Here is a 21,240-nt window from a genome sequence, read left to right as displayed (position 1 = left end):
TTAGCAGCACAGAGTGAGAATGGCTGCGTGGAGCATCTCCACGCAGCCATCCAGTTCTTGCACCGGAACACACTCGCGCGAGCTGTGCGCGGTCAGCATCGACCCTGCACCAAGCACCACAGCTTGCGCACCCATGCGCGCCAGCCATGGCGCTTCCGTCCCAAACGCCACCGTGATCACCTGCTGCTCCGGCCTGTGCAGCGCCGCAAGCAACGCACTCTCCAGCGGCGTCTCAAAGCCCACATCGTTGCGCTGGATCTCGACCTCCACGCGAATCCCATCGCGCGAGGATGCGTCCGCTATCTCCTGCAGCCTGCGCCCCACGCGCATTGGATCCTGCGAAGGAATCGGCCGCCACTCCACCAGGAAACTGCACTCCGCGGGCACGATGTTCTTCGCCGACCCACCCTGGATCGTCCCCACATTCAGCGTCGTCCACGCAGGCGAAAACGCATCGTTGCGATCAACCTTCAACTCCTCCTGCAGCGCTTCAATCTCCGCGATCATCCGCGCCGCAGCAAGAATCGCCGACCGTCCCGCCTCTGGATACGCACTGTGCGCAGCCTGCCCATGCACCGTAACTGCAGCGAGCGCATAACCTTTGCCCGCCCGCGCCGGCCGCAGGGAAGTGGGCTCACCCACGATCGCATACTTGGCCTCTAGCGCACGCTGCTCCTGCAGGAACCTAGCTCCCTTGCAGCCAACCTCTTCATCCGCAGTGAAGACAAAACACAACGGCTTGCGGACCTCGTCCGCGCGCAACGCCGCAGCGCAAGCCAGCATGCACGCGAGAAATCCCTTCACATCACAAGCGCCGCACCCATGCAGCATGCCATCGCGTTCCGTCAGCGAAGTCGCCTCCGCCCAGTTCTCATCGAACGGCACCGTGTCGGTGTGGCAGACCACAGCCAGCTCCAAAAGCAACGTCTCCGCAGAGATCGGCTGCGGTGACACCAGCAGGTTGTACTTCTCCACTTCCGCAGCATCCACATACGAGAGCGTCCTCTGGTGCCAGCCAACATCGGCAAAGAACCGCTGCAGATACTCAATCACCGGCGCATTGCGCATGCGAGACACGCTGGGGATCGCCACCAGCTCACGAAGCAACGTAGTGACATCCTTCACAGCTCCGCTCCAAGACGGCGCTGCACGTGCTCAAACGCTGTCACGATCTCCTGCTGCTTCGCATGCCGCTGATCTTCAATCACCAGTTTGCCCGCCACCGCGACATCGCGCACCGCGCGCGGGGACATGCTGAAGACGATGTTCGTCAGCAGCTCTTCCGGCAGCGTGCCCGCGATAGAAGCCTCTGACAGATCGACGGTGAAGAAGTCCGCCGGTCGTCCCACCTCCAGCACGCCTCCATCGAGATGCAGGGATCGCGCCCCGCTCTGCGTAGCGAAGTCAAACAACAGCTTGGGCAGCGATTCACCGCGTCGCCCATCCAGCACCGCCCGCTGCAGGTGCTGCAGCCTCAGGTTCGACTCCAGCTCACGCGCATTCTCCAGCGCATCCGTCTGCGTGTGGCTGTCCGTCCCGAACGCAATCGATATACCAGCATCGATCAGCTTGTCCGCGCAGAGAATGCCATCGCCGAGGTTGCGTTCGGTTGTCGGGCACGCACCCACCGTGATGCCCGCATTCGCCATGCGCTCGATCTCCCCATCCTGCAAATGGATCGAGTGAATGCCCGTGAAGTCTTTCGTGAGCAAACCGAGATCATCGAGAAACATATACGGTGTCGCACGATATTCCTCAACGCAAGCCTCGATCTCTGCAGGCTGTTCCGCGACATGCATATGCAGCGGCAGCCGCCGCTCCGCAGCCCACGCGCCGATCTTCTTGAGATACTCCTTTGGCACCGCGCGAACGCTGTGCGGCGCAAGACCAAAGCTCACCGTCGGAGCCATGGTGGCGATCTTCTCAAGCAACGCCTCAGACTTGTCCAGGAACGCATCCACATCCGGCTCAAGAAAGCGCACCTGTCCCGGATCGGCCGGCAGCTCGAAGCCCGCGCGCACATAAGCGCACTGCAGCAGCGCAATGCGAATGCCCACACTCTCCGCAGCTGCGATCACCTGCTTCGCCAGCAAGTTGGGATCACGGTAAGCGTGGCCGTGCGCGTCCCGATGCAGATAGTGAAACTCGCCCACCGCGGTGATACCCGCCAGCGCCATCTCCAGGAATGCCATGCGCGCCACGTCATAGATCTCTTCCGGCGTCAGTGCTAGCGCGCAACGATACATGATGTTGCGCCACGACCAGAAGTCCGGTCCGCTGCGGCGTCGCGACTCCGCCTTGCCGCGCAACGCGCGCTGAAACGCATGCGAATGCACATCGATCATCCCAGGCAGCATCGCCCGCCCGCGGAGAGGCACAACCTTAGCATCCTCACGCACTTCGCTGACAGCATGGACAGCAACGATCGTTCCTTCGTCGGAGACATCAAGCGCATAGCCCGAACGAAAGGCGCTCTCAACAAACAGAAGATCCGGTTGATACGACGTCGTCACTGCTCCATCCTTTCACCCGCGGCCCATACTTCACGAACAGGCGAACGCCCCATCGCGTACACCGCGTCGCGCCAGTCGCTGCTCTCCAGTACCAGCAGGTCCGCGCGCGAGCCCTCGCCGAGCCAGCCCACATCCGTCAGCCCCAGTGCTGCCGCGGCATTCACCGTCGCAGCCGTCAACGCCTCTGCAGGCGTCAGCCCATTCAAACGTGTCGTCAGGGACATCGCCAGCGTCGTGGAGAACACCGGGCTCGAGCCAGGATTGAGATCCGTACCCACCGCCACCGCCGCACCCGCATCAATCAGGGCGCGCGCTGGAGCCGCGGCCAAACCCAGATGCAACGTGACCCCAGGAAGGATCGTCGCAATCGTCTCCGACGCGGCAATCGCAGCGTACTGCTCCGGCCTGCAAGCCTCCAGATGATCCACGCTCAGCGCCTTCAACTCAATCCCAAGCTCTAAACCTCCAACGCGCGTGAACTGCTCCGTATGCAGCTTCACTCCCAGCCCATGCTGCTGCGCGCATTGCAGCAGCACGCGCGCATCGCTTGCCGGCCACGCATGCTCCTCGACGAAGATGTCCACCGCTACAGCCAGCCCTCGCCGCGCAACCTCTGGGATCAGCTCGGCGCACAGCTCATCGCGATACTTCGCGCGCTTATCTGCATCCGCCGGACACACATGGATCAGCAGCGTAGGCACCAGCTGCGCAAGCGTACGCTTCCGCAACTCCCGCACCGCCTCCAGCATGCGCAGCTCCGCCGCAGGCGTATACCCATACCCGGACTTGACCTCAATCGTCGTCGCGCCCGAGCGTAACAACGCCTGCACATTCGGCAGCGCCAGCTCGACCAGCTCCTCGCAGCTGCGCTCCTGCGTCTCGCGGATCGTATGCCGGATGCCTCCGCCACGCGCGAGGATCTCTTCATACGTCGCCCCACTGCATCGCGCCTCGAAATCCCGCAACCGATCGCCGCCCCACATCGCATGCGTGTGCGGATCGACGAGGCCCGGAATCACTGCACGCCCACCGAGGTCAACCGTCTCAATATTCTCGCCGCGCCACTCGCAGTCCGCGCCCATCCAACGCACGCGGCCATCGACGATATGCATCGCCGCGTTCTCCAGCACCAGCAGCTCTGACATCGCGTGCCCATGCCTTCGCCCCGCACCCGGCGGTGTCACGAGTTGAGAGATCCCGGTCAGCAGCACGTCCATCACTCGCCCTTCGCAGCTGTGTTCAGGCTCGGCATATCCAGCCCACGCTTCGCCGCCACATCCTTCGCGAGATCATAGCCCGCATCCGCATGCCGCACCACGCCCAGCGCAGGATCGTTTCGCAGGCACAGCGTAAGCCGCTGCTCCGCCTCATCGCTGCCATCGGCCACTGCCACCAGCCCCGAGTGCTGACTGTACCCCATGCCCACGCCGCCGCCATGATGGAAGCTCATCCATCCCGCGCCACTCGCAATGCCGGTCGCGAAGTTCAGCAGCGCCCAGTCCGACACCGCATCCGATCCATCCAGCATCGCTTCGGTCTCGCGATACGGACTCGCTACCGAGCCCGCATCGAGATGATCGCGGCCAATGACGATCGGAGCCTTCAGTCTTCCATCGCGCACCATCTGGTTGAACAGCAGCCCCGCCTTGTCACGCTCGCGATAGCCCAGCCAGCAGATGCGCGCCGGTAGCCCCTGATACGCTACATGCTCTCCAGCCCACGGCAGCCACTCGTTCAGCCGCGTGTCGTCGGGAAAGAGCTCCATCAGCGCCCTATCCGTTGCCGCGATGTCCGCAGGATCGCCCGACAGTGCAACCCAGCGGAACGGCCCACGCCCCTCGCAGAACGAGTCGCGAATGAACGCCGGCACAAACCCCGGATAGTCGAACGCATTCGCCACACCCGCGATCCGCGCCTGCGCGCGTAGGTTGTTGCCATAGTCGAAGCACACCGCACCGCGCCGTTGCAGTTCGAGGATCGCCTCCACATGATGTGCAATGTCCGCGCGCACTCGCTCGAGATACTTCTCCGGATTGCGCTGCCGCTCCGCCGCGAGATCTTCATCCGCGAGTGCAATCGGCCAGTAGCCATACATCGGATCGTGTGAGCTCGTCTGGTCTGTAACCACATCAGGCACAAAGCCACTACGCGCAATCGCGGGGACAAGGACTGCAGCATTTCCCAGCAGGCCAATCGACACGGCGCGACCCTCAGCCTTCGCCCTCTGCGCACGCGCGATCGCATCCTCCAGCGATGTCGCCACCTCGTCGAGGTACCGCGTCTCCAGCCTGCGTTGAATGCGCGTCGGATCGATCTCGATGCAGAGGCTCACGCCGCCTGCAAGCTTCACCGCCAGCGGCTGCGCTCCGCCCATGCCGCCAAGGCCTGCGGTCAGCGTAATCGTGCCCTTCAGCGATCCGCCAAAGTGCTTCTGCGCCGCGCCGCGAAACGTCTCGTACGTTCCCTGCAGGATGCCTTGCGTGCCAATGTAGATCCATGATCCCGCAGTCATCTGCCCATACATCATCAGGCCTGCGCGATCCAGCCGGTCGAACTCATCCCACGTCGCCCAGTGCGGCACCAGGTTGGAGTTCGCAATCAGCACGCGCGGGGCCATCGGCTGCGTCTGCAACACTGCCACTGCCTTGCCGGACTGCACCAGCAGCGTCTCATCGTTCTTCAGCCGGTCCAGCGTCGCGATGATCGTGTGATACGCCTCCCAGTTACGCGCGGCCTTGCCGCGGCCTCCATAGACGATGAGTTCTTCCGGCTTCTCGGCCACCGCTGGATCGAGGTTGTTCATCAACATCCGCTTGGCCGCTTCCTGGATCCAGCCCTGGGCCGTGCGCGTGTTGCCGCGGGGTGCGTGTATCGGAACGTAGGTGCTCATGCGGGCAAAGCCTCCCGTGCAGCAAGCAGCGCGGGCCACCTCACCGAGGCTAGAAAGCCATCGGCCTCAGCCATGCGTGTCGAGAGAATGCAGTCGCCCTTCCACGCCGGGCAATCCACGCGGAACGCATCCCGCGCAATGTTGAGCAGCGGAGACAAGTTGCCATCGCCACGAAGATCCAGTGCGCGCATCGCCGTCATCCACTCAATCGCCACCACCATCCGCGCGAAACCTGCGGACTGCTGCAGCTTCAGCGCGGACGTCATGCCCATGCTCACAAAGTCTTCCTGGTTGCCGCTCGTCGGGATCGAGCACGCCGAAGCCGGCGTCGCCAGCACACGCATCTCCGCGATCAGCGCCGCTGCCGTCACCTGCGCCATCATCAGCCCCGACTCGATCCCCGGCTTCGACGCGAGAAACGCCGGAAGCCCTTCATTCAGGCTCGGGTTCATCAGCCGCTCCGTGCGCCGCTCAGAGATGCCCGCAATCTGGCACAGCGCAATCGCCATCTGGTCCAGCGCCAGCGCCAGCGGAGCTCCATGAAAGTTCCCGCCCGAAACAAAATCATGCTCGAACAACAGGGGATTGTCCGTCGCGCTGTTCAGCTCAATCGAGAACACACGCTCGGCCTCGCGCAGGCAATCCCATACCGCGCCGTGTACCTGCGGCACGCAGCGCAGGCAATACGCATCCTGTACCTTCGTGCTCGCCTTGTGCCGCGTCGACCCCTCCAGCAGCTCGCGCAAATTCGCCGCGCTGTGCACCTGCCCCGGATGCGGCCGAGCCTCGTGCAGCCGCGCATCGTACGCTGCCGGCGTTCCATGCAGCGCCAGCAGCGTCAGTGCCGCGGAGATCTGCGCCGACTGGAACAAGCTGTCTACGTCATGCAACAACAGACAGCCGATGGCCAGCATCGCCTGCGTTCCATTCAGCAGCGAGATACCTTCCTTGCCGTGCAGCTGCAACGGCTCCAGTCCCAGCTCCTTCAGGCATTCGACCGCCGGCACGCGCCGCCCTTGCCAGAACACCTCGCCCTCGCCGATCAGCGCCAGCGCCATGTGTGCCAGCGGTGCAAGATCGCCGCTCGCTCCCACGCTGCCGCGCATCGGCACAATCGGCGTCACGCCCGCATTCAGCAGCTCGCATAGCCGCACCGCCACCACAGGCCGTATGCCCGAGAGTCCCTTCGCCAGCACGTTGGCGCGGATCAACATCATCGCGCGCACCACGTCGATCGCCAGCGGCTCGCCCACGCCGCAGCAGTGCGACCGCACCAGGTTCAACTGCATCTGGTCGATTTCTTCAACCTCCAGCCGCACATTGGCCAGCAGCCCCACGCCTGTGTTCAGCGCATAGACCGCGGTCTCGCCCTGGAGCGCAGCCTCCACCTCGCTGCGTGAGTCCTGCATGCCTTGTAATGCCGCATCGAAAATCGAAACCTGCTCGCCTTCGCGTGCTACGCGAATCACATCAGCGAGATTGAGAGAACTACCACGGAGCCGGATCATTCCATCGAGCCTACGAGCCCCAACGATCTTCAGGGCAGAGCCATCCACGGCAATATGACCTCCCGAGCAGGCGAAACGTTGGTATTGAAGTCCGAAAGCGGTGGAAGGCCATGCCCGCAAGCAAAACTTTCGCGGGTCACCTCATCCCAACCGGGCATTCATGTTTTATTGTTCTAAGGACACAGCAAAAATATCTCAGGAGCATGCCGGTGGCTCACGGTCGGGAGCTCGACTCCATCGACTCCAATATTGTGCGGATGCTGGCTACGGATGCCCGCCTCTCCTACGCCGAGCTGGGCCGCAAAGTCGGCCTTTCGCCCTCGGCCGTGGCGGAGCGCGTCCACCAGCTCGAAAACGACAAGATCATCCTCGGCTACCGCGCGCTGCTCGATGAGAAGGCCTTCGGCTTCGCCGTCGTCGCCTTCATCCGCCTCACCTGCGACAACAATCACTACCGCCCCTTCCTCAAGTTTCTTCCCACCCTCGATGCCATCCAGGAGTGCCACCACATCACCGGCGGCGATGCCTTCCTGATCAAGGTGGTGCTCCCCTCCATCGATCTCCTGGAGCCGTTGATCGAACGGCTGCTGCCCTATGGCATGCCGACCACCAGCATGGTCCTCTCTACACCCGTCCACCGTCAGCAGGAAGAGTGGATCCTCAAGCACACCGCCGCTTCCGGTTCGCCGGCCGCCAAGCTCAAGGGCAGGTAGTCCCGCTCGCCCGCATATCCTCCGTAGCGCTCTTTCACAGGAAGGTTTCGATGCGTCTTTACCCTCTTCGTTTCACTGCTCTTCTCTCCGTGCTGGCCGTCTCTTCAGCTGCGCCAGTGCTTGGCCAGGCTGGCCTGAACCCCACCTTCGATCGCGATCCACACCAGGCCATCGATAAGGACTACACAAAGAAAATCAAGGAGTACACTACCGACCCGGCCTACACCTCGCCGCTGGTGGACTATCTTCCCGCCTCAAGCACTGTCCCCACTCCGGCCAAGGTTCTCGGCGATGTCGCCGGTGCGCCCAACATGCTGCCCTACGCCGAGGACACCTACAAGTACTTCCGTATGCTCGCCGCCAGCAGCCCGCGCGTGAAGGTCATCACCATCGGCCACACCGAAGAAGGCCGCGAGATGATCGCCGTCGCCATCGCGGATAAGGAACTCCTCGACAAGCAGAAGGAGAACGACGCCCGCCTCGCCAAGCTCGCCGACCCGCGCTCCATCGGCATGGACGACACCAAGGCCCGCGCTCTGGTCGATGCTTCGTTTCCCATCTACTACATCACCGGCACCATCCACTCGCCTGAGACCGGCGCGCCCACCGCGTTGATGGAGCTCGCCTACCGCCTCGCGGTCGATGACTCGCCTTACATCAAAAACATCCGCTCGCACATGATCACGCTCATCACCCCGGTGGTCGAAGTCGACGGTCGTGATCGCCAGGTCGACATCTACAAGTGGCATCGCGCACACCCGGACCTGCAGTATCCCCGCCTCGTCTACTGGGGCCATTACGTCGCGCACGATAACAACCGCGACGCCATGGGCATGACCCTCAACCTCACGAACAACGTGCTCTCCACCTTCCTCGGCTGGCACGCCCAGGTGCTGCACGATCTCCACGAGTCCGTACCGCTGCTCTACGACAACACCGTCGGCGACGGCCCCTACAACGCCTGGATCGATCCTCTCCTCGCAGATGAGTGGCAGGAACTCGGCTGGAACAACACCGCGCAGATGCAGAGCTTCGGCATGCCCGGAGTCTTCACGCATGGCGACTTCGACACCTGGAGCCCCGGCTACCTCATGTTTCTAGCCGGCCTGCACAACGGCATCAGCCGCCTCTATGAGACCTTCGGCAACGGTGGCGCCGACACCGAGAAGCGCATCCTCACACCCGAGGAATACTCGCGCACCTGGTACCGCCAGAACCCGCCGCCGCCCTCGCTCATGTGGTCGCAGCGCGATAACAACAACTACGAGCAGAGCGCTCTCCTCACCACCCTCAGCTACTTCTCGAAGAACACGCACCACTTCCTCGAGAACTACTACCGCAAGAGCAAGCGCAGCATCGAGAAGCCCGCCACCGAGGGCCCCGTAGCCTACGTGCTTCCCAAGAACGACGCTGAAGCCAACCGTCAGGTTCATCTCCTCAAGACCCTCGAACTCCAGCACGTCGAGCTCAGCGAACTGGACGAAGCCGCGACCGTAACTATCCCTGCGGCCAAGCGTGGCGACAAGCCCACCACCGTCAACGTCCCCGCCGGCAGCTACGTCGTGCGCATGGATCAGCCCTACTCCCGTATCGCCGACGCTCTGCTCGACAAGCAGTACTGGGCCCCCGACGATCCGCAGAAACATCCCTACGACGACACCGGCTGGTCGTTCCCGGAGCTCTTCAACGTCAAGGTCGTCCGCGTCACTGAGCCCGACTTCCTCAAGAAGAAGATCTCCCCGCTCAAGGATTCCTCCACCGTCGTCGGCCATCTCGACGGAGCCGGCAGCATCTTCGCCGTCAACAACACCGGCCAGACCTCGCTACTCGGCCTCATCTACAAGCTCAAGGCCGAGCACGTCGCCGTCGCCGAGAAGGCCTTCGATGCTGATGGCAAGCACTACACCGCAGGCACCCTGCTGATCCACGATGCTCCCGAGGCCGACGTCAGCGCCGCCCTCAAGGACGCCTCGCTCGACAGCGCCCGCATGACCGCGATGCCGTCCGTCGCGACTCACCCAGCAGCCGCTCCGCGCATCGCCTTCATGCACACCTGGCAGGCCACGCAGACCGAAGGCTGGTGGCGCTACGCCTTCGACAAGGCAGGCATCCCCTTCACCTACATGAGCACGCAGACCATCGGCGGCGAGCCGGACCTGCGCGCCAAGTACGACGTCATCGTCTTCGCGCCGGTGGGCCGCGCGAGCTCGGACTCGATCCTCAATGGCACGCCCATGTACGGCAACGCCGTGCCGTGGGAGAAGACCGACCTCACCCCCAACATCGGCATCCTCGACCACACCGCCGACATGCGTCCCGGCATGGGCTATGACGGCCTCAAGCACCTCCGCGAGTTCGTCGAGAAGGGCGGCCTGCTCATCACCTGCGAGGACACCGCGCAGTTCGCCATCGACATGGGCCTCGCGCCTGGCGTCGCCGTCCAGCGCGGCGATGCGCGCGTCGTCGGCACCGTGCTCAACTCAACCTTCGTCACACCGGAGCACCCATCAGCCTGGGGCTACGGAACCAACCTCTCCGTCATGAGCGCCGACGGCATGACCTTCAGCGTCAGCAACACCGTGGGCGGTCGCGGTGGCCGCATGCTCATGGATCCCTACCAGCAGCGCCCCACCGGCCGTGGCCTGGTCGGCGACGCTGACGTCCCGCAGGGCCGCAAGAACACCGAGCCCGAAGCTCTTCCGCAGCCCAAGGCCTGGGAGGCCCGTCCGCTCAATGAAGAGCAGCTCCGCAACAACCCCAGTGTCATCCCCGAGCAGTACCGTCCCGAAGTCGTCCTGCGCTTCACCGAAGCCAAGGACCTCCTGCGCTCCGGCCTGCTCGACAAGGGTGCCTCCATCGCCGAGAAGCCCATCGTGGTCGACGCGCACCTCGGCAACGGCAACGTCCTGCTCTTCGCCAACAATCCCGTCTATCGCGGTGAGACCATCGGCTCCTATCCGCTGGTCTTCAACGCCATCATGAACTTCGATCACCTCCAGCGTCAGCCGGCGAAGGCCAAGAAGGAAGCGCCGGAGAAGAAGTAGGCAACACAACGCCTCTCACTGCGAAACGAAGCGGTGAAGGGGAGCGACAAAAAACAATGCACCATCCGAATCCCCGGCCCACAAAGGGTCGGGGATTTTCTTGCAATGAGCGATCCGTAGCGATATACCGAAAGCACAAAAAACATCGCCATGCCTCCCCCGAGGCATCTCTTTCCCGGGAGATGATGACGCAGCGTAATGTAAGGCGCATCGCAAAGGATCACCCATGAAGGTCTATCTCGTCGAAACCGCCGGCGGCCCGTTCCGCGAAGTGGAGCTTCCCACGCCGCAGCCCGCGCATGATCAGGTGCTCGTCAAGATCTCCGCCAGCGGCATCAATCCGCTCGACACCAAGATTCGCGCCGGCCAGGGTGGCCATGCAAAGCAGCCGTTGCCGGCCGTGCTCGGCCTGGATATGGCAGGCGTAGTGGCCGCAGTGGGTGCAGGCGTCACATCGTTTCAGCCCGGCGACGAAGTCTTCGGAATGGTTGGCGGAGTCGGAGGCCTGCAGGGCACGCTGGCGGAGTTCATCGTCGCCGATGCAGCCTTGCTTGCACACAAGCCGAAGACCCTCACCATGCGCCAGGCAGCCGCGCTGCCACTCGTCACCATTACGGCGTGGGAAGGCCTAGTGGATCGGGCTAACGTCCAGCCCGGCAACACCGTGCTGGTGCACGCCGGCGCAGGTGGCGTTGGCTACGCGGCCGTGCAGATCGCCCTCGCCCGCGGCGCCAAGGTCTTCACCACCATCTCAGCCGACAAGCGTTCGATCGTCGAAGCGCTCGGCGTCATCGCCATCGACAGGGATACGCCAACTACGGACTACGTCGCCGCGCACACCGGCGGTGAGGGCTTCGATATCGTCTACGACACCCTCGGCGGCGCTGTGCTCGATGCCTCGTTCGAGGCCGTCAAACGCTACACCGGCCACGTCGTCAGTTGCCTCGGCTGGGGCTCACACTCGCTCGCTCCGTTGTCCTTTCGCGCAGGCACATACTCCGGAGTCTTCACACTGCTTCCGCTGTTGACAAGCATCGGACGCGCCAACCATGGACACATTCTTCAACTGGCAGCAGAGCTCGCAGAACAAGGCCAACTCAAGCCGCTGTTAGCCGACCAGCAATTCGCACACGACGACATCGCTTCCGCCTATGACCTTGTCGCCAAAGGCAGCAAAGGCAAGGTGGTCCTTGAGCTTTGATCGCCGCGGTTTTCTCGCTTCAGCCTTCGTGGGCCTCGGCGCCTTCGCCCTGGACTCACCTTCCAGGTAGACGTCCGAACGGCTCCCATATCGATCTGGCCGGAGCCACCTTCATCCATAGCCTTCGCGGGAAAGACATCAACGGTGGATTCTGTGGGATCGACATGCATCTGCCGCCAGCAGGCGGGCCATCCACATCGCCACGCGTTCGAAGAAGCCCTCCATCCTGCTTGATGGTGAGGTGCAAGTAACGTTCCGACACTGCATCGCAGATCGCCAAGCGAGTCAACACGTCGTTAGATTCTGGCAGCGGTGACCGGCGCACACGATATCGGAAGCTCGATCACAACCATAAGCCCACCTGCTGCAGAGCGTTTCGCATAGATCCTTCCGCCATTGGCCAGAACGGCCTGCTGCGCAATCGCCAGGCCTAAACCCGAGCCTCGTGAGACATCATTGGAGCTCTCTTCGGGAAGTGTGAAGAATGGCGCGAAGATCTCTTTCTCGTGTCCTTCGGGAACGCCCGGACCGTCATCCTCAATCACGATCACCCCGAGAGAATTTGTGGCCCCGGGGTTAGAGGACACTTGCATCCGAACCTGATGGTGGGCGAAACGAAGCGCATTTCTAAGTACGTTATCGATGGCCCTTGCAAGCAAGTCGGGATAGCCACGCATTTCAAAACCTTCCAGTTTTGTAAGGATGGTCTCTTTCTGACTTTGCTGCGCTTCAAAAGACGCATTTTCGTACGCCTCTTGAGCGATCTGCGCCGCGTCGAACACAACCGGCTTCTTACTCAATTCGTTCCCGCTCTCCAAACGAGCCAACAGAAGCATTTCTTGCACGAGGCTATTCAGTCGCTCCGCTTCCTGGCCGATCCGTTCGTGCTCCTGTTCCAGCTCGCCTCCGGCCTTCCGTTTCGCGAGAGAGAGCGCTATGTTCAATCGGGTCAGAGGTGAACCGAGCTCATGCGAGGCATGTGCGAGGAAACTCTTATAGTCATTCACAAGAGTTTCGATCTGTTCGGCCATTCCATTGAAGGAGCGTCCCAGGTCACCTAACTCATCTTTTCTCCGAGCAAGAGACGGAGCAACACGTGCCTTCAGATCGCCGTCTCCGAATCTTTGCGCGACACCACTCAGGCGAGTTATAGGCCGCACGAAAAATGCCGCGACCAAGAGAGAGAAGAGCCCAGCGATAATCACGAGGCGTCCGGCGCGACCGAGACGAGTTATCACGTGGTCACGCTGCGTCACGGGAATACTGACGAGATAAATCGGAGAGGCTGAAGACCTCGGGTCAGATCGAAAGGCTATCAGGCTCGTTTCGGGCAGGTAGCGAATCGAGATGCCATCCCCCCGCTCAGCGCGGTGCGCGAGACGGGATTCGTCGATTGACAGCGGATTTCCATTGAGGTCCATCCTGGCCGCGGCGCCGGCGGCAACCAGATGAGAAGGTGGACATTTGCCGTTCGCTGGAGCAAATTGCACGTCCCCTTGGTGCTGTGCCGCATTTTGCGCGCAGTTCATTACGAGATTGAGCGGCAGTGTCCTTTGCCGGTCATCGTGGAAGGGGGACGTTGCGGAAGGCGCTAGAAGCACGATGGAAGTGAGCAGCAACATGAGCGCCCAGCAGATGAGCAACATGCGGATGAAGATTCTCATGAGGAACTCTCGCTCTTAGAACCAGCCACATAGCAATAGCCGATATTACGAACACTTCTAATCCGGTCGCTCCCATCGGAATGTGATCCAAGCTTCTTCCGAAGATTATTGACCAGATTGTCGATGCTCCGATCGAAGGTTGACGGTTCACGTCCGAATAGACGGGGGATCAACTCCTGTCGAGGCAACGGGTCACCTGGATTCGTCATGAGCAACTTGAGCAGACTGAATTCCGCACCTGTCAGTTCGATTCGCTCACCGGAAACTTCGACGGAGCGCTCCGCCTCGTCAACCGTCAGGTCCCCTATCGAAAGCCTTGTGGTAACTTCCTCTGGATACACCCGCCGTAAGATCGCCTTGATTCTCGCCACTAACTCCTCAGCCTGAAAAGGCTTGGCCAGGTAATCGTCCGCGCCGCCCTCCAGACCTTGGACTCGATCCATCGCAGCTCCCCGCGTTGTCAGCATGAGAATAGGAATATTAGAAGAGCTGCGGAGTCGCTTTAATACCTCGAATCCATCAATCCCCGGCATCATGACATCGAGGATGATGAGCTGAAAATATTGCTGCCGGGCCAGGCGAATACCCTCCTCGCCGTTGAGGGCAGAGGTGATCGAAAAGCCCCCGGCGGCACAGTATTCTGTAACGAGAGACGCCAAGGAGCGATCATCGTCGATGAGCAGGAGTGGCGATAGCTGACCAGCCCCGGTATGTGCATGATGCATCACGGTACTATTGTCGCTCTTTTGGCAGAGCGACGATTGTCGAGAACTGTCGTCATGGTTCATCGAATGCCTTTGCCTCGTGTTGTTGCGATGAAATGCAGCGAAACCTCGTAAAGAAGGCTTCGACGTGCATTGCTCCTCATCGCGTACATTGCATGGCAATGAGTCAATTGAGGTGGCGAAGGGCTATCCACGAAAAGCCTGTGTTCGTCGTCCCGCAGAGAATTCCATTCTGGAGCTTCCCTGTAAAGATCATCGCGGCGGCGCCCTTCAGCGTCAGGCTGAACGAGATCTGAACAGGTGTCACAAGCCCAGTTCCCAAACCATTCTTCTTCATCCGTATGCTCTTATTTCCATCGGAACGAATGATGAGCCGCGTTCCTTCTTGATGTACGCATAGCCTTACCTGCTGGCGTCGCTTGGTTGAGTCCTTCCACACGAGATCCCAGGAGCCGCCTACGAACGGGGTGGGATCTTCAACGCTTTGCGCAGAAATGGTCCGTCTCGATGCATGAGGCGTCGCCGTCGAATGGCGCGTCTCAACAAATACATAGACAACCGCGGAGGTGCAGAACGCGCACACCAGGCCAATGGCACAACGCCGGGCAGCATTGCCACCGAAGAGTGAAGCGACCGTCACCACATCACGCCGCCTACTCCTGACTCTTCGGCTTGCTCGTGAACCGCTTGAAGAAAAACTCCTGAGCAAGAGCGTTCGCGATGCGGCCACCGGTGGTGATGAGAGCTCCTGTGAAGACTAGGCTGGCTCCCCTGTCCGACGCAGGATAATAGAGATTCGACAAAGCTCCTGACGCAAGGTCGCCGCCGACACTGGAATAGTTGAATTGAGAGTGGCCGTTATCCCCTCTTGCGATGAACGGAGCCGACATCGCATGGAATATGCGGGACTTTGTGGAGCCGGTTCCCTGATAGAAGTAACGAGGATCTTGATGGAGGAGAGACGGCAGGATGGCGCCTCCGATCAGAATGTCTGAAAAGCCATTCGCATAGGTTGCACCGAATCTCTGTCCGTAACCCTTCCACCCTTCCTGATAGGCCGGCGTGTCCGCCGCCTGATAGATGCCGGCAAGGAACGCGGCGCCCCCAATCGTCGCAGCGTCGGTCCCCGCTCTGATTGCGAGGTCGAACTTCAGCTTCGTAGTTAGTGGCATCGGGTTTTTGTCGTAGACCACGTAGAAGTTCGGAACGATTCCGAGGATGCGCTGCTTCTCCTCGGACTTCACCTGCTCCACCGCAAGCTGCTCCTGCGTGATGGCGTTCACCGAAGTTTCCACAGCACGAAGCGAGAGCTTGATGCCAGTGAGGTCGTACATCTGGCCCGGCGCGAGAGTGATGGCCGCGGAGTTCCAATCCTGAAATCCATCCGCATGCACCACAAGGTGAACGGCGATTGCCGAGGGTACGTCGCTGAGAGAGAAAAACCCCTCTCCATCCGTTGCGGTGTGATGGCCGTCTGGACCTGTTTGCTCAATCGTGACCGTAGCACCGGGAATGAGGCCACCATTGAGGTCCTCGACAGTTCCGTTGATCGTTCCGGTTTGCGGCGACGGCGCTGAGATCATCTGCGCGGACATTTTGATAGGAACTACACAGAGGACGATAAGGCAGATCCCAAAGCATCGTCCCATAGCTTTGCTGGTTGATCGTAAAGCCCCAGAAGCACGAACGGCGTCCCACACCACATTCACGAACCTTGTCACGAACTAACCTGCTCCCCTGGAACCAATGTGCTGCGGCTATACGAGACGCGAAGCGCCAACGCATTGCATCCTGTCCACGCTCCGATAACCAGCGGCGCTTTGTCCGGCATCATCGCTGAGACGGTGGGAACAATCGTTTCAAGTGCCGCAGAGGTGTAAATGAAGGCGATGTGCAGGGCTGCGACAGCGGGTGCCGTATGAAGCGGGTTACACGCCCCAGAAGGTTGGCGCCAATCAGCAGAGGACACCTTCTGCAGACCGATGGCGACAACGATCAAAGAATAGAAATGCATGTTCACTCCTGGCCCTTTAGACGCTGCCCCCTCACCGAAGATGCAGTGCCCGACTCTTCTCGACATTGCGAGCCAAGCCCGCTCGCGCTCGGCGCTAACCGTCAGTCCTTAGCGCCGCAGGGGATTTGTCGTGAAGTGTCGAGAGGTGATTTATCGACAAAACGAAATCCACTCTCGTCCTTCTAATTGAGTAGGTCCCAATTCACATTTGCTGGCCACGAAAAGGGACGATATGGAAACGAACTTAAGAATTATCGCGATCGACTTATGTCTGGGGAACAGCCGCCTTGTCTTCTGATCGTCCGTCAGCGTCGCTCCGGGCACCGCCTGTTGCGCATCGGCTAGTAGCTAGCTGATGCGGGAAGCCATTTCCGCTCTATAGGCCGGTCAGCAGGAAGAATCGGTCAATCGACAGAAGAGCATGCCTCAGATAGCCGGCATGCAGGAACCCATGGTGAGCGGAGCCTCTGTGAGAGAGGACGAGGCCGCTCTCGAGAAAGAGTTTGCTCCGCTTCCGCGGCGGTGACGTTGGCATGCCACTGGAGACTGTCCTGAAAATCGTTGCGGAGTTACTCAGTAGTTCGTTGGAGCCAGCTCCGCCGCAGAGGCGGTATCTCCGCAGTTCAAGCACTCCTGAGCGGCATGACAGGGCTACGGGCTCGATTCCACCTGCTGTCGATGTTCTGCAATCATTGCGACCGACACGGACGAGTTATCGTTTCTCTCCCTTGAACGCGAGCATGTTTGCAATGAATAAGGATCGCAATCCAGTTTCACCTTTACGTCAGGAGATTCATGAACGACTGCACGTGTTCCAAGCTGTACCGATTCGTCATTCTCGGAATAACTACCTCGGTTGTTTGGGCTGGAGTCGTGGTCAATGCGCAGACCGCTCCCCAGGAGGACCTTGCCAATCGCGACTTAGCAGCGGCGGCTGCGACTTATCCCCTCGGTGCCGGGGTGGCATCGACATCCGTTACCGCGGAACCGCTGCCGGACGCGCCGAGTGCTGAGATCGAAACTCCTCAGCAAGCAGGGGCATCTGCTGCAAAGCAAAAGGACGAAACCCCAATTAATCCCATTTCGCTCCTGTCCCCGAGACTTATGTCTGGAACGCCTCTAACACCTCATGACAAAGTTCAAATCTATATTCATAAGGCGTATTCACCCGCGGCTGTGATCTATCCGCTCTTCGGAGCCGGTATCAAGATGGCGAAGCCGAACAAAGACTATCCCGAAGACTGGCAAGACGGCATGGGCGCATTCGGACGCAACTATGGGAATACCGTCGCGGAGCGGACCGCCAAGACGACCGCCGAGTTTGGCGCCCAGGTTCTGCTCCACGAAGACCCACGATATGAACGTTCCGATAGCACGAACCCCATCTTGCGCGTCGGTCATGCTGTGGGCTGGACGTTCTTTGACAAGAACGACTTTGGTCATCGCACATTGGCTGTGAGCACGTTCGCCAGCGCAGCGGCGGGGGGCTTCGTCGGGATGGCCTACCTTCCTGCCGGATACAATGACGCGGCTCATGCTGAACAACGTATGGCTACAGGGATCAGTGGGCGCGCAATATCGAACATCCTTACCGAATTTGAACCGACGTGGGGCCCTTGGGCGAGAAAATTCCGTATTCCCAAACTGCTGCCGGAATGGTGGGTTCCTGACCACAAGTAGGTGATACAGGCAGGCATAACTCCTGCCCGCCACGCCGCACAGGCAGATCGGCGTACCTTGTCCTCAGCCTATGTCAGTTCTGCGTCCATCTCTCGCAGGTTCGCGGAATCGCTCGGCCTGGCTCCGCGATGCGCCGGATCCCCGCGGACAATACTTCCCCCGGGAGAACGCCACGGATCCACTTCGGGCAGCGGCAGCGCTCCCGCTGTGTTGTCGTCATGATCGCAGTCGGCGGCGTGACGGGTGTACGCGCAAAGCATCGGCGAGCAGGAAGGCTGACGCGAGTGGCGATGCAATTTGGGGTACAGCCCGCGTGTACCACCCACAAACCATCTGCTGTATCGGTTAGAAAGTGGTGGCCAGGGACGGGATCGAACCGCCGACGCCGGCCTTTTCAGGGCCGCGCTCTACCACTGAGCTACCTGGCCTTGGCATTTGGAGTTGTCTGCAAGCCGAGCCCGTACGGGCCGCCAAGAGGCTGGCAGAACCTTCGTTTCGACCTTCGCCTGCCACTGGAGATTGCGGAATCTGGCCGCTACCGGGAGGGAACCGACACGCCACCCTTCGGGGTCGCACGCCATCGAGAACGTCGAAACCCAGTATAGCAAGCCCGCCCGAATGCGCCAAACACCTGCACATGGGTGTCATGTGTGGCCGTCCTCCGCTGCTACACTGGCATCCGGATGGGCTCAGCGCCCTCCCTCTCTTTCCTATGATCAAGCGTCTTCTCTCCTTCCTCGGCCAGTTTATGGCGTTCTGTGCGTTGATGTTCGTCGGCGGCTACTGGGCCTGGGTGCGGCTCACGCTGGAGATGCGCGCCATGGAAAAGGGCGACTCCGCCCCCCCGCTGATTCCTCTCTGGAAGATGCACGTAAACCCCACCCTGGACTATGTGCTGAACGGTCTAGTATTTGCCGCCGTGCTGCTGGTCATCCTGCTGCTGGTGCAGGCGCTGCGCAGGCGTCTGGGCAAGCCGACGTTGTTCACCTTCGCGGCATTCGTCGCCGCCTTCCTGCTCAGCCTGGCGTTCCATAGCGGCTTCATCCTCGTCACCCCGGCCAGCTGATAAGCCCTCTGCCAGCTGTGCACCGCTGTGCATTCACAGCGTCTCCGTGAATTTTTGTGTGTCAAACCAACAACGGGTGGGATCCTCTGCCCCGGAAGAGGCACGCGCAAGCGTTTGCCCACTTGTTAGACTGGTTTAACGTCACCGGCCCCAACCAACAACTTCGGACCGTTGCGAGCTGGCTCTCTTCGGCTGCAGGATCTTCCCTCCGAACGGTGTTTTTCGAACCTCAGCTTCGGGTCGGCATCGTCGACGCCCGAAGCAGAACAGGAATCCTCGACCCTCATGCCCTCGTCCCCGAACGCCAATCCCTCTGCCGTGGTGCTGGATCTCAGCGAGCGCCGTGTCGCGTACTTCTCCATGGAGATCGCGCTCTCGAAATCTCTGCCCACGTACTCCGGCGGCCTCGGCGTGCTCGCCGGCGACACCCTGCGCTCCGCTGCCGACACCGGCGCGCCCATGCTCGCCGTCTCCCTGGCGCACCGGCGCGGCTACTTTGAGCAGCACCTCGACGCCCAGGGCCAGCAGACCGAGTCCGACGTCGTCTGGCATCCCGAGCAGATTTTGCCCGCCGCCTCCGAGATCCTCACCGTCACGCTCCAGGGTCGCGAGCTCAAGTTCCGCGCCTGGCGCTTCGATGTCGTTGGCGTCACCGGCCACATCATCCCGGTCTTCCTGCTCGATACGGACATCGAGGGCAACACGCCCTACGACCGCACCCTTACCGACCACCTCTATGGCGGCGACAACTACTATCGCCTCTGCCAGGAAGGCCTGCTCGGCCTCGGTGGCATCAAGCTCCTCGAGTCCCTCGGCTGCAAGCCGGAAGTCCACCACATGAACGAGGGCCACGCCGCGCTGCTCACCATCGGCTTGCTCGAAGAGCGCCTCAACGGTGCTCCTCTCCGCAACGCTACCGAGGACGACGCCAAGGCCATTCAGCAGCAGTGCGTCTTCACCACGCACACGCCCGTCCCCGCCGGGCACGACCAGTTCGGCCTCGACCAGATGGCCGCCGTCCTCGGCCACGAGCGCGCCTCCACCATCGATCGTTTCGGCGCACTCCACAATGGCCTCATGAACATGACCTACCTCGCCCTGCGCTTCTCGCGCTACGTCAATGGCGTCGCCATGCAGCACGGCAAGGTCTCGCAGCACATGTTCCCCGAGTACAAGGTCCACTCCATCACCAACGGGGTCCACGCGGCCACCTGGGTCTCCAAGCCCATGCAGGATCTCTTCGACCGCGAGATCCCCGAGTGGCGGCACGACAACCAGTACTTCCGCTCCGTTTACGGCATCGAGCCCTGGAAGATCGTCGAAGCCCACACCGCCGCCAAGCTCCGCCTCCTGCAGACAATCAAGGCCCGCACCGGCACCCAGCTCGACCCGAAGATCCTCACCATCGGCTTCGCGCGCCGCGTCGCCACCTACAAACGCGCCTCGCTGCTCTTCAAGGATCCCGCCCGCCTCGAAGCCATCGCCGAATCCCTCGGCGGTCTGCAGGTCCTCTACGCCGGCAAGGCCCATCCCGCCGACAACGCCGGCAAGGCCCTCATCCGCGACGTCTTCTCCGCTGCCGCCCGCATCAACTCCTCCAAGCTCCACATCGTCTATCTCGAGAACTACGACTGGGAACTCGGCGAGCAGCTCACCAACGGCGTCGATGTCTGGCTCAACACCCCGCTGCGCCCCTATGAAGCCTCCGGCACCTCCGGCATGAAGGCCGCCCTCAACGGTGTGCCCTCGCTCTCCGTGCTCGATGGTTGGTGGATCGAAGGCTGCGCCGAAGGCATCACCGGCTGGGCCATCGAGGACGCCGACGACGAAGCGCAGGAAGCCGGCAACCTCTACGCCAAGCTCGAAAAAGCCATCGTTCCTTCCTGGCAGAGCCCCAAGGTCTGGGCCCGCATCCGCCAGCACTCCATCGCGGTCAATGGCACCTTCTTCAACACCCACCGCATGCTCGGCCAGTACGTCTCCAACGCCTACTTCCCACTCTCCTCGTCCGTAGCGTCCACCGATCAGGAGATCCCCGACGAAGAAAAGGTCGCCGTCAGCGCATAGGGTTTTGCCTTGTCAGGGCGGGGCTTCAGCCCCGCCGCCAACGGCTCGGAAACGGTGGGGGCTTTAGCCCCTGAGGTCCCGGATGCTTGAGTGAGAGCTCTTATCCAGAGTCTCCCGGACCTTCCAACGGAATCATGCGAAGGCCGCCAGCAGTG

Annotated in this window: 16 protein-coding genes and 1 tRNA gene; 6 read left to right on the top strand and 11 right to left on the bottom strand. The window is 61.3% G+C overall.

Features of this window, described 5'->3' with window-relative positions:
* Genes argE through hutH form a run of 5 tightly spaced genes read right to left on the bottom strand, consistent with a single transcriptional unit; the run spans position 1 to position 6,911 of the window.
* A complete protein-coding gene (argE, locus tag AC5E6W_RS05240) occupies positions 1-1,125 on the bottom strand; it encodes an acetylornithine deacetylase (protein ID WP_491751210.1) in 1,125 nt (374 codons plus the stop codon).
* Positions 1,122-2,513, bottom strand: a complete 1,392-nt coding sequence (locus tag AC5E6W_RS05235; RefSeq protein WP_491751209.1) for a formimidoylglutamate deiminase — start codon at positions 2,511-2,513, stop codon at positions 1,122-1,124. The genes argE and AC5E6W_RS05235 overlap by 4 nt, the downstream gene beginning before the upstream one ends.
* On the bottom strand, positions 2,510-3,730 hold the full coding sequence (gene hutI / locus AC5E6W_RS05230; RefSeq protein ID WP_491751208.1) for an imidazolonepropionase: 1,221 nt from the start codon (positions 3,728-3,730) through the stop codon (positions 2,510-2,512). The genes AC5E6W_RS05235 and hutI overlap by 4 nt, the downstream gene beginning before the upstream one ends.
* Positions 3,730-5,403, bottom strand: coding sequence for a urocanate hydratase (hutU, locus tag AC5E6W_RS05225; RefSeq protein WP_491751207.1), 1,674 nt, complete (start codon positions 5,401-5,403; stop codon positions 3,730-3,732). The genes hutI and hutU overlap by 1 nt, the downstream gene beginning before the upstream one ends.
* Positions 5,400-6,911: a histidine ammonia-lyase gene (gene hutH, locus AC5E6W_RS05220; RefSeq protein ID WP_491751206.1), complete on the bottom strand. Its 1,512-nt coding sequence runs from the start codon at positions 6,909-6,911 to the stop codon at positions 5,400-5,402. Before hutH ends, hutU begins: the two co-directional genes overlap by 4 nt.
* Before the next feature lie 209 nt (positions 6,912-7,120).
* Between hutH and AC5E6W_RS05215 the strand changes: the two genes are divergently transcribed.
* From AC5E6W_RS05215 to AC5E6W_RS05205, 3 genes are all read left to right on the top strand, one after another.
* Complete coding sequence (locus tag AC5E6W_RS05215) at positions 7,121-7,624, top strand: Lrp/AsnC family transcriptional regulator (RefSeq protein ID WP_491751205.1); 504 nt, start codon at positions 7,121-7,123, stop codon at positions 7,622-7,624.
* 50 nt (positions 7,625-7,674) lie between these two features.
* Entirely contained in the window at positions 7,675-10,668 is a 2,994-nt protein-coding gene (locus AC5E6W_RS05210) for a M14 family zinc carboxypeptidase (RefSeq protein ID WP_491751204.1), read from the top strand.
* A 226-nt stretch (positions 10,669-10,894) separates the two neighbouring features.
* The gene (locus tag AC5E6W_RS05205; RefSeq protein ID WP_491751203.1) at positions 10,895-11,869 is read left to right on the top strand and encodes an alcohol dehydrogenase catalytic domain-containing protein; all 975 of its coding nucleotides are present in this window, start codon (positions 10,895-10,897) and stop codon (positions 11,867-11,869) included.
* Between the two features lie 296 nt (positions 11,870-12,165).
* Here AC5E6W_RS05205 and AC5E6W_RS05200 read toward each other — a convergent pair whose 3' ends face one another.
* The 5 genes from AC5E6W_RS05200 to AC5E6W_RS05180 all read right to left on the bottom strand — a co-directional run bounded on the left by AC5E6W_RS05200 (position 12,166) and on the right by AC5E6W_RS05180 (position 16,272).
* Positions 12,166-13,533, bottom strand: a complete 1,368-nt coding sequence (locus AC5E6W_RS05200; protein ID WP_491751202.1) for an ATP-binding protein — start codon at positions 13,531-13,533, stop codon at positions 12,166-12,168.
* Positions 13,530-14,321: a response regulator transcription factor gene (locus tag AC5E6W_RS05195; RefSeq protein ID WP_491751201.1), complete on the bottom strand. Its 792-nt coding sequence runs from the start codon at positions 14,319-14,321 to the stop codon at positions 13,530-13,532. Before AC5E6W_RS05195 ends, AC5E6W_RS05200 begins: the two co-directional genes overlap by 4 nt.
* Positions 14,322-14,424: 103 nt before the next feature.
* The gene (locus tag AC5E6W_RS05190) at positions 14,425-14,901 is read right to left on the bottom strand and encodes a hypothetical protein (RefSeq protein WP_491751200.1); all 477 of its coding nucleotides are present in this window, start codon (positions 14,899-14,901) and stop codon (positions 14,425-14,427) included.
* 10 nt (positions 14,902-14,911) lie between these two features.
* On the bottom strand, positions 14,912-15,853 hold the full coding sequence (locus tag AC5E6W_RS05185) for a carboxypeptidase-like regulatory domain-containing protein (protein ID WP_491751199.1): 942 nt from the start codon (positions 15,851-15,853) through the stop codon (positions 14,912-14,914).
* Between the two features lie 122 nt (positions 15,854-15,975).
* Positions 15,976-16,272, bottom strand: a complete 297-nt coding sequence (locus AC5E6W_RS05180; RefSeq protein WP_491751198.1) for a hypothetical protein — start codon at positions 16,270-16,272, stop codon at positions 15,976-15,978.
* A gap of 795 nt (positions 16,273-17,067) precedes the next feature.
* Here AC5E6W_RS05180 and AC5E6W_RS05175 point away from each other — a divergent pair.
* Positions 17,068-17,952 carry a hypothetical protein gene (locus AC5E6W_RS05175; RefSeq protein ID WP_491751197.1) on the top strand — a complete coding sequence of 295 codons (885 nt, stop codon included), beginning with the start codon at positions 17,068-17,070 and terminating at the stop codon, positions 17,950-17,952.
* Positions 17,953-18,305: 353 nt separating this feature from the next.
* Here the strand turns inward: AC5E6W_RS05175 and AC5E6W_RS05170 are convergent.
* Positions 18,306-18,380: transfer RNA gene (locus AC5E6W_RS05170), tRNA-Phe, on the bottom strand.
* Between the two features lie 284 nt (positions 18,381-18,664).
* Here AC5E6W_RS05170 and AC5E6W_RS05165 point away from each other — a divergent pair.
* On the top strand, positions 18,665-19,018 hold the full coding sequence (locus tag AC5E6W_RS05165) for a hypothetical protein (RefSeq protein WP_491751196.1): 354 nt from the start codon (positions 18,665-18,667) through the stop codon (positions 19,016-19,018).
* A 285-nt stretch (positions 19,019-19,303) separates the two neighbouring features.
* Positions 19,304-21,085 carry an alpha-glucan family phosphorylase gene (gene glgP, locus AC5E6W_RS05160; RefSeq protein ID WP_491751195.1) on the top strand — a complete coding sequence of 594 codons (1,782 nt, stop codon included), beginning with the start codon at positions 19,304-19,306 and terminating at the stop codon, positions 21,083-21,085.
* Positions 21,086-21,240: the final 155 nt, after the last annotated feature.

The sequence above is a fragment of the Bryocella sp. genome, from assembly GCF_058498515.1.
This window is presented reverse-complemented; position numbering and strand designations above follow the sequence as displayed.

Coding starts and splice junctions, on each gene's coding strand:
- hutI (WP_491751208.1), bottom strand. CDS start 3,730: ATGGACGTGCTGCTGACCGGGATCTCTCAACTCGTGACACCGCCGGGT.
- hutU (WP_491751207.1), bottom strand. CDS start 5,403: ATGAGCACCTACGTTCCGATACACGCACCCCGCGGCAACACGCGCACG.
- hutH (WP_491751206.1), bottom strand. CDS start 6,911: ATGATCCGGCTCCGTGGTAGTTCTCTCAATCTCGCTGATGTGATTCGC.
- AC5E6W_RS05210 (WP_491751204.1), top strand. CDS start 7,675: ATGCGTCTTTACCCTCTTCGTTTCACTGCTCTTCTCTCCGTGCTGGCC.
- AC5E6W_RS05205 (WP_491751203.1), top strand. CDS start 10,895: ATGAAGGTCTATCTCGTCGAAACCGCCGGCGGCCCGTTCCGCGAAGTG.
- AC5E6W_RS05200 (WP_491751202.1), bottom strand. CDS start 13,533: ATGAGAATCTTCATCCGCATGTTGCTCATCTGCTGGGCGCTCATGTTG.
- AC5E6W_RS05195 (WP_491751201.1), bottom strand. CDS start 14,321: ATGAACCATGACGACAGTTCTCGACAATCGTCGCTCTGCCAAAAGAGC.
- AC5E6W_RS05185 (WP_491751199.1), bottom strand. CDS start 15,853: ATGTCCGCGCAGATGATCTCAGCGCCGTCGCCGCAAACCGGAACGATC.
- AC5E6W_RS05180 (WP_491751198.1), bottom strand. CDS start 16,272: ATGCATTTCTATTCTTTGATCGTTGTCGCCATCGGTCTGCAGAAGGTG.
- AC5E6W_RS05175 (WP_491751197.1), top strand. CDS start 17,068: ATGAACGACTGCACGTGTTCCAAGCTGTACCGATTCGTCATTCTCGGA.
- AC5E6W_RS05165 (WP_491751196.1), top strand. CDS start 18,665: ATGATCAAGCGTCTTCTCTCCTTCCTCGGCCAGTTTATGGCGTTCTGT.
- glgP (WP_491751195.1), top strand. CDS start 19,304: ATGCCCTCGTCCCCGAACGCCAATCCCTCTGCCGTGGTGCTGGATCTC.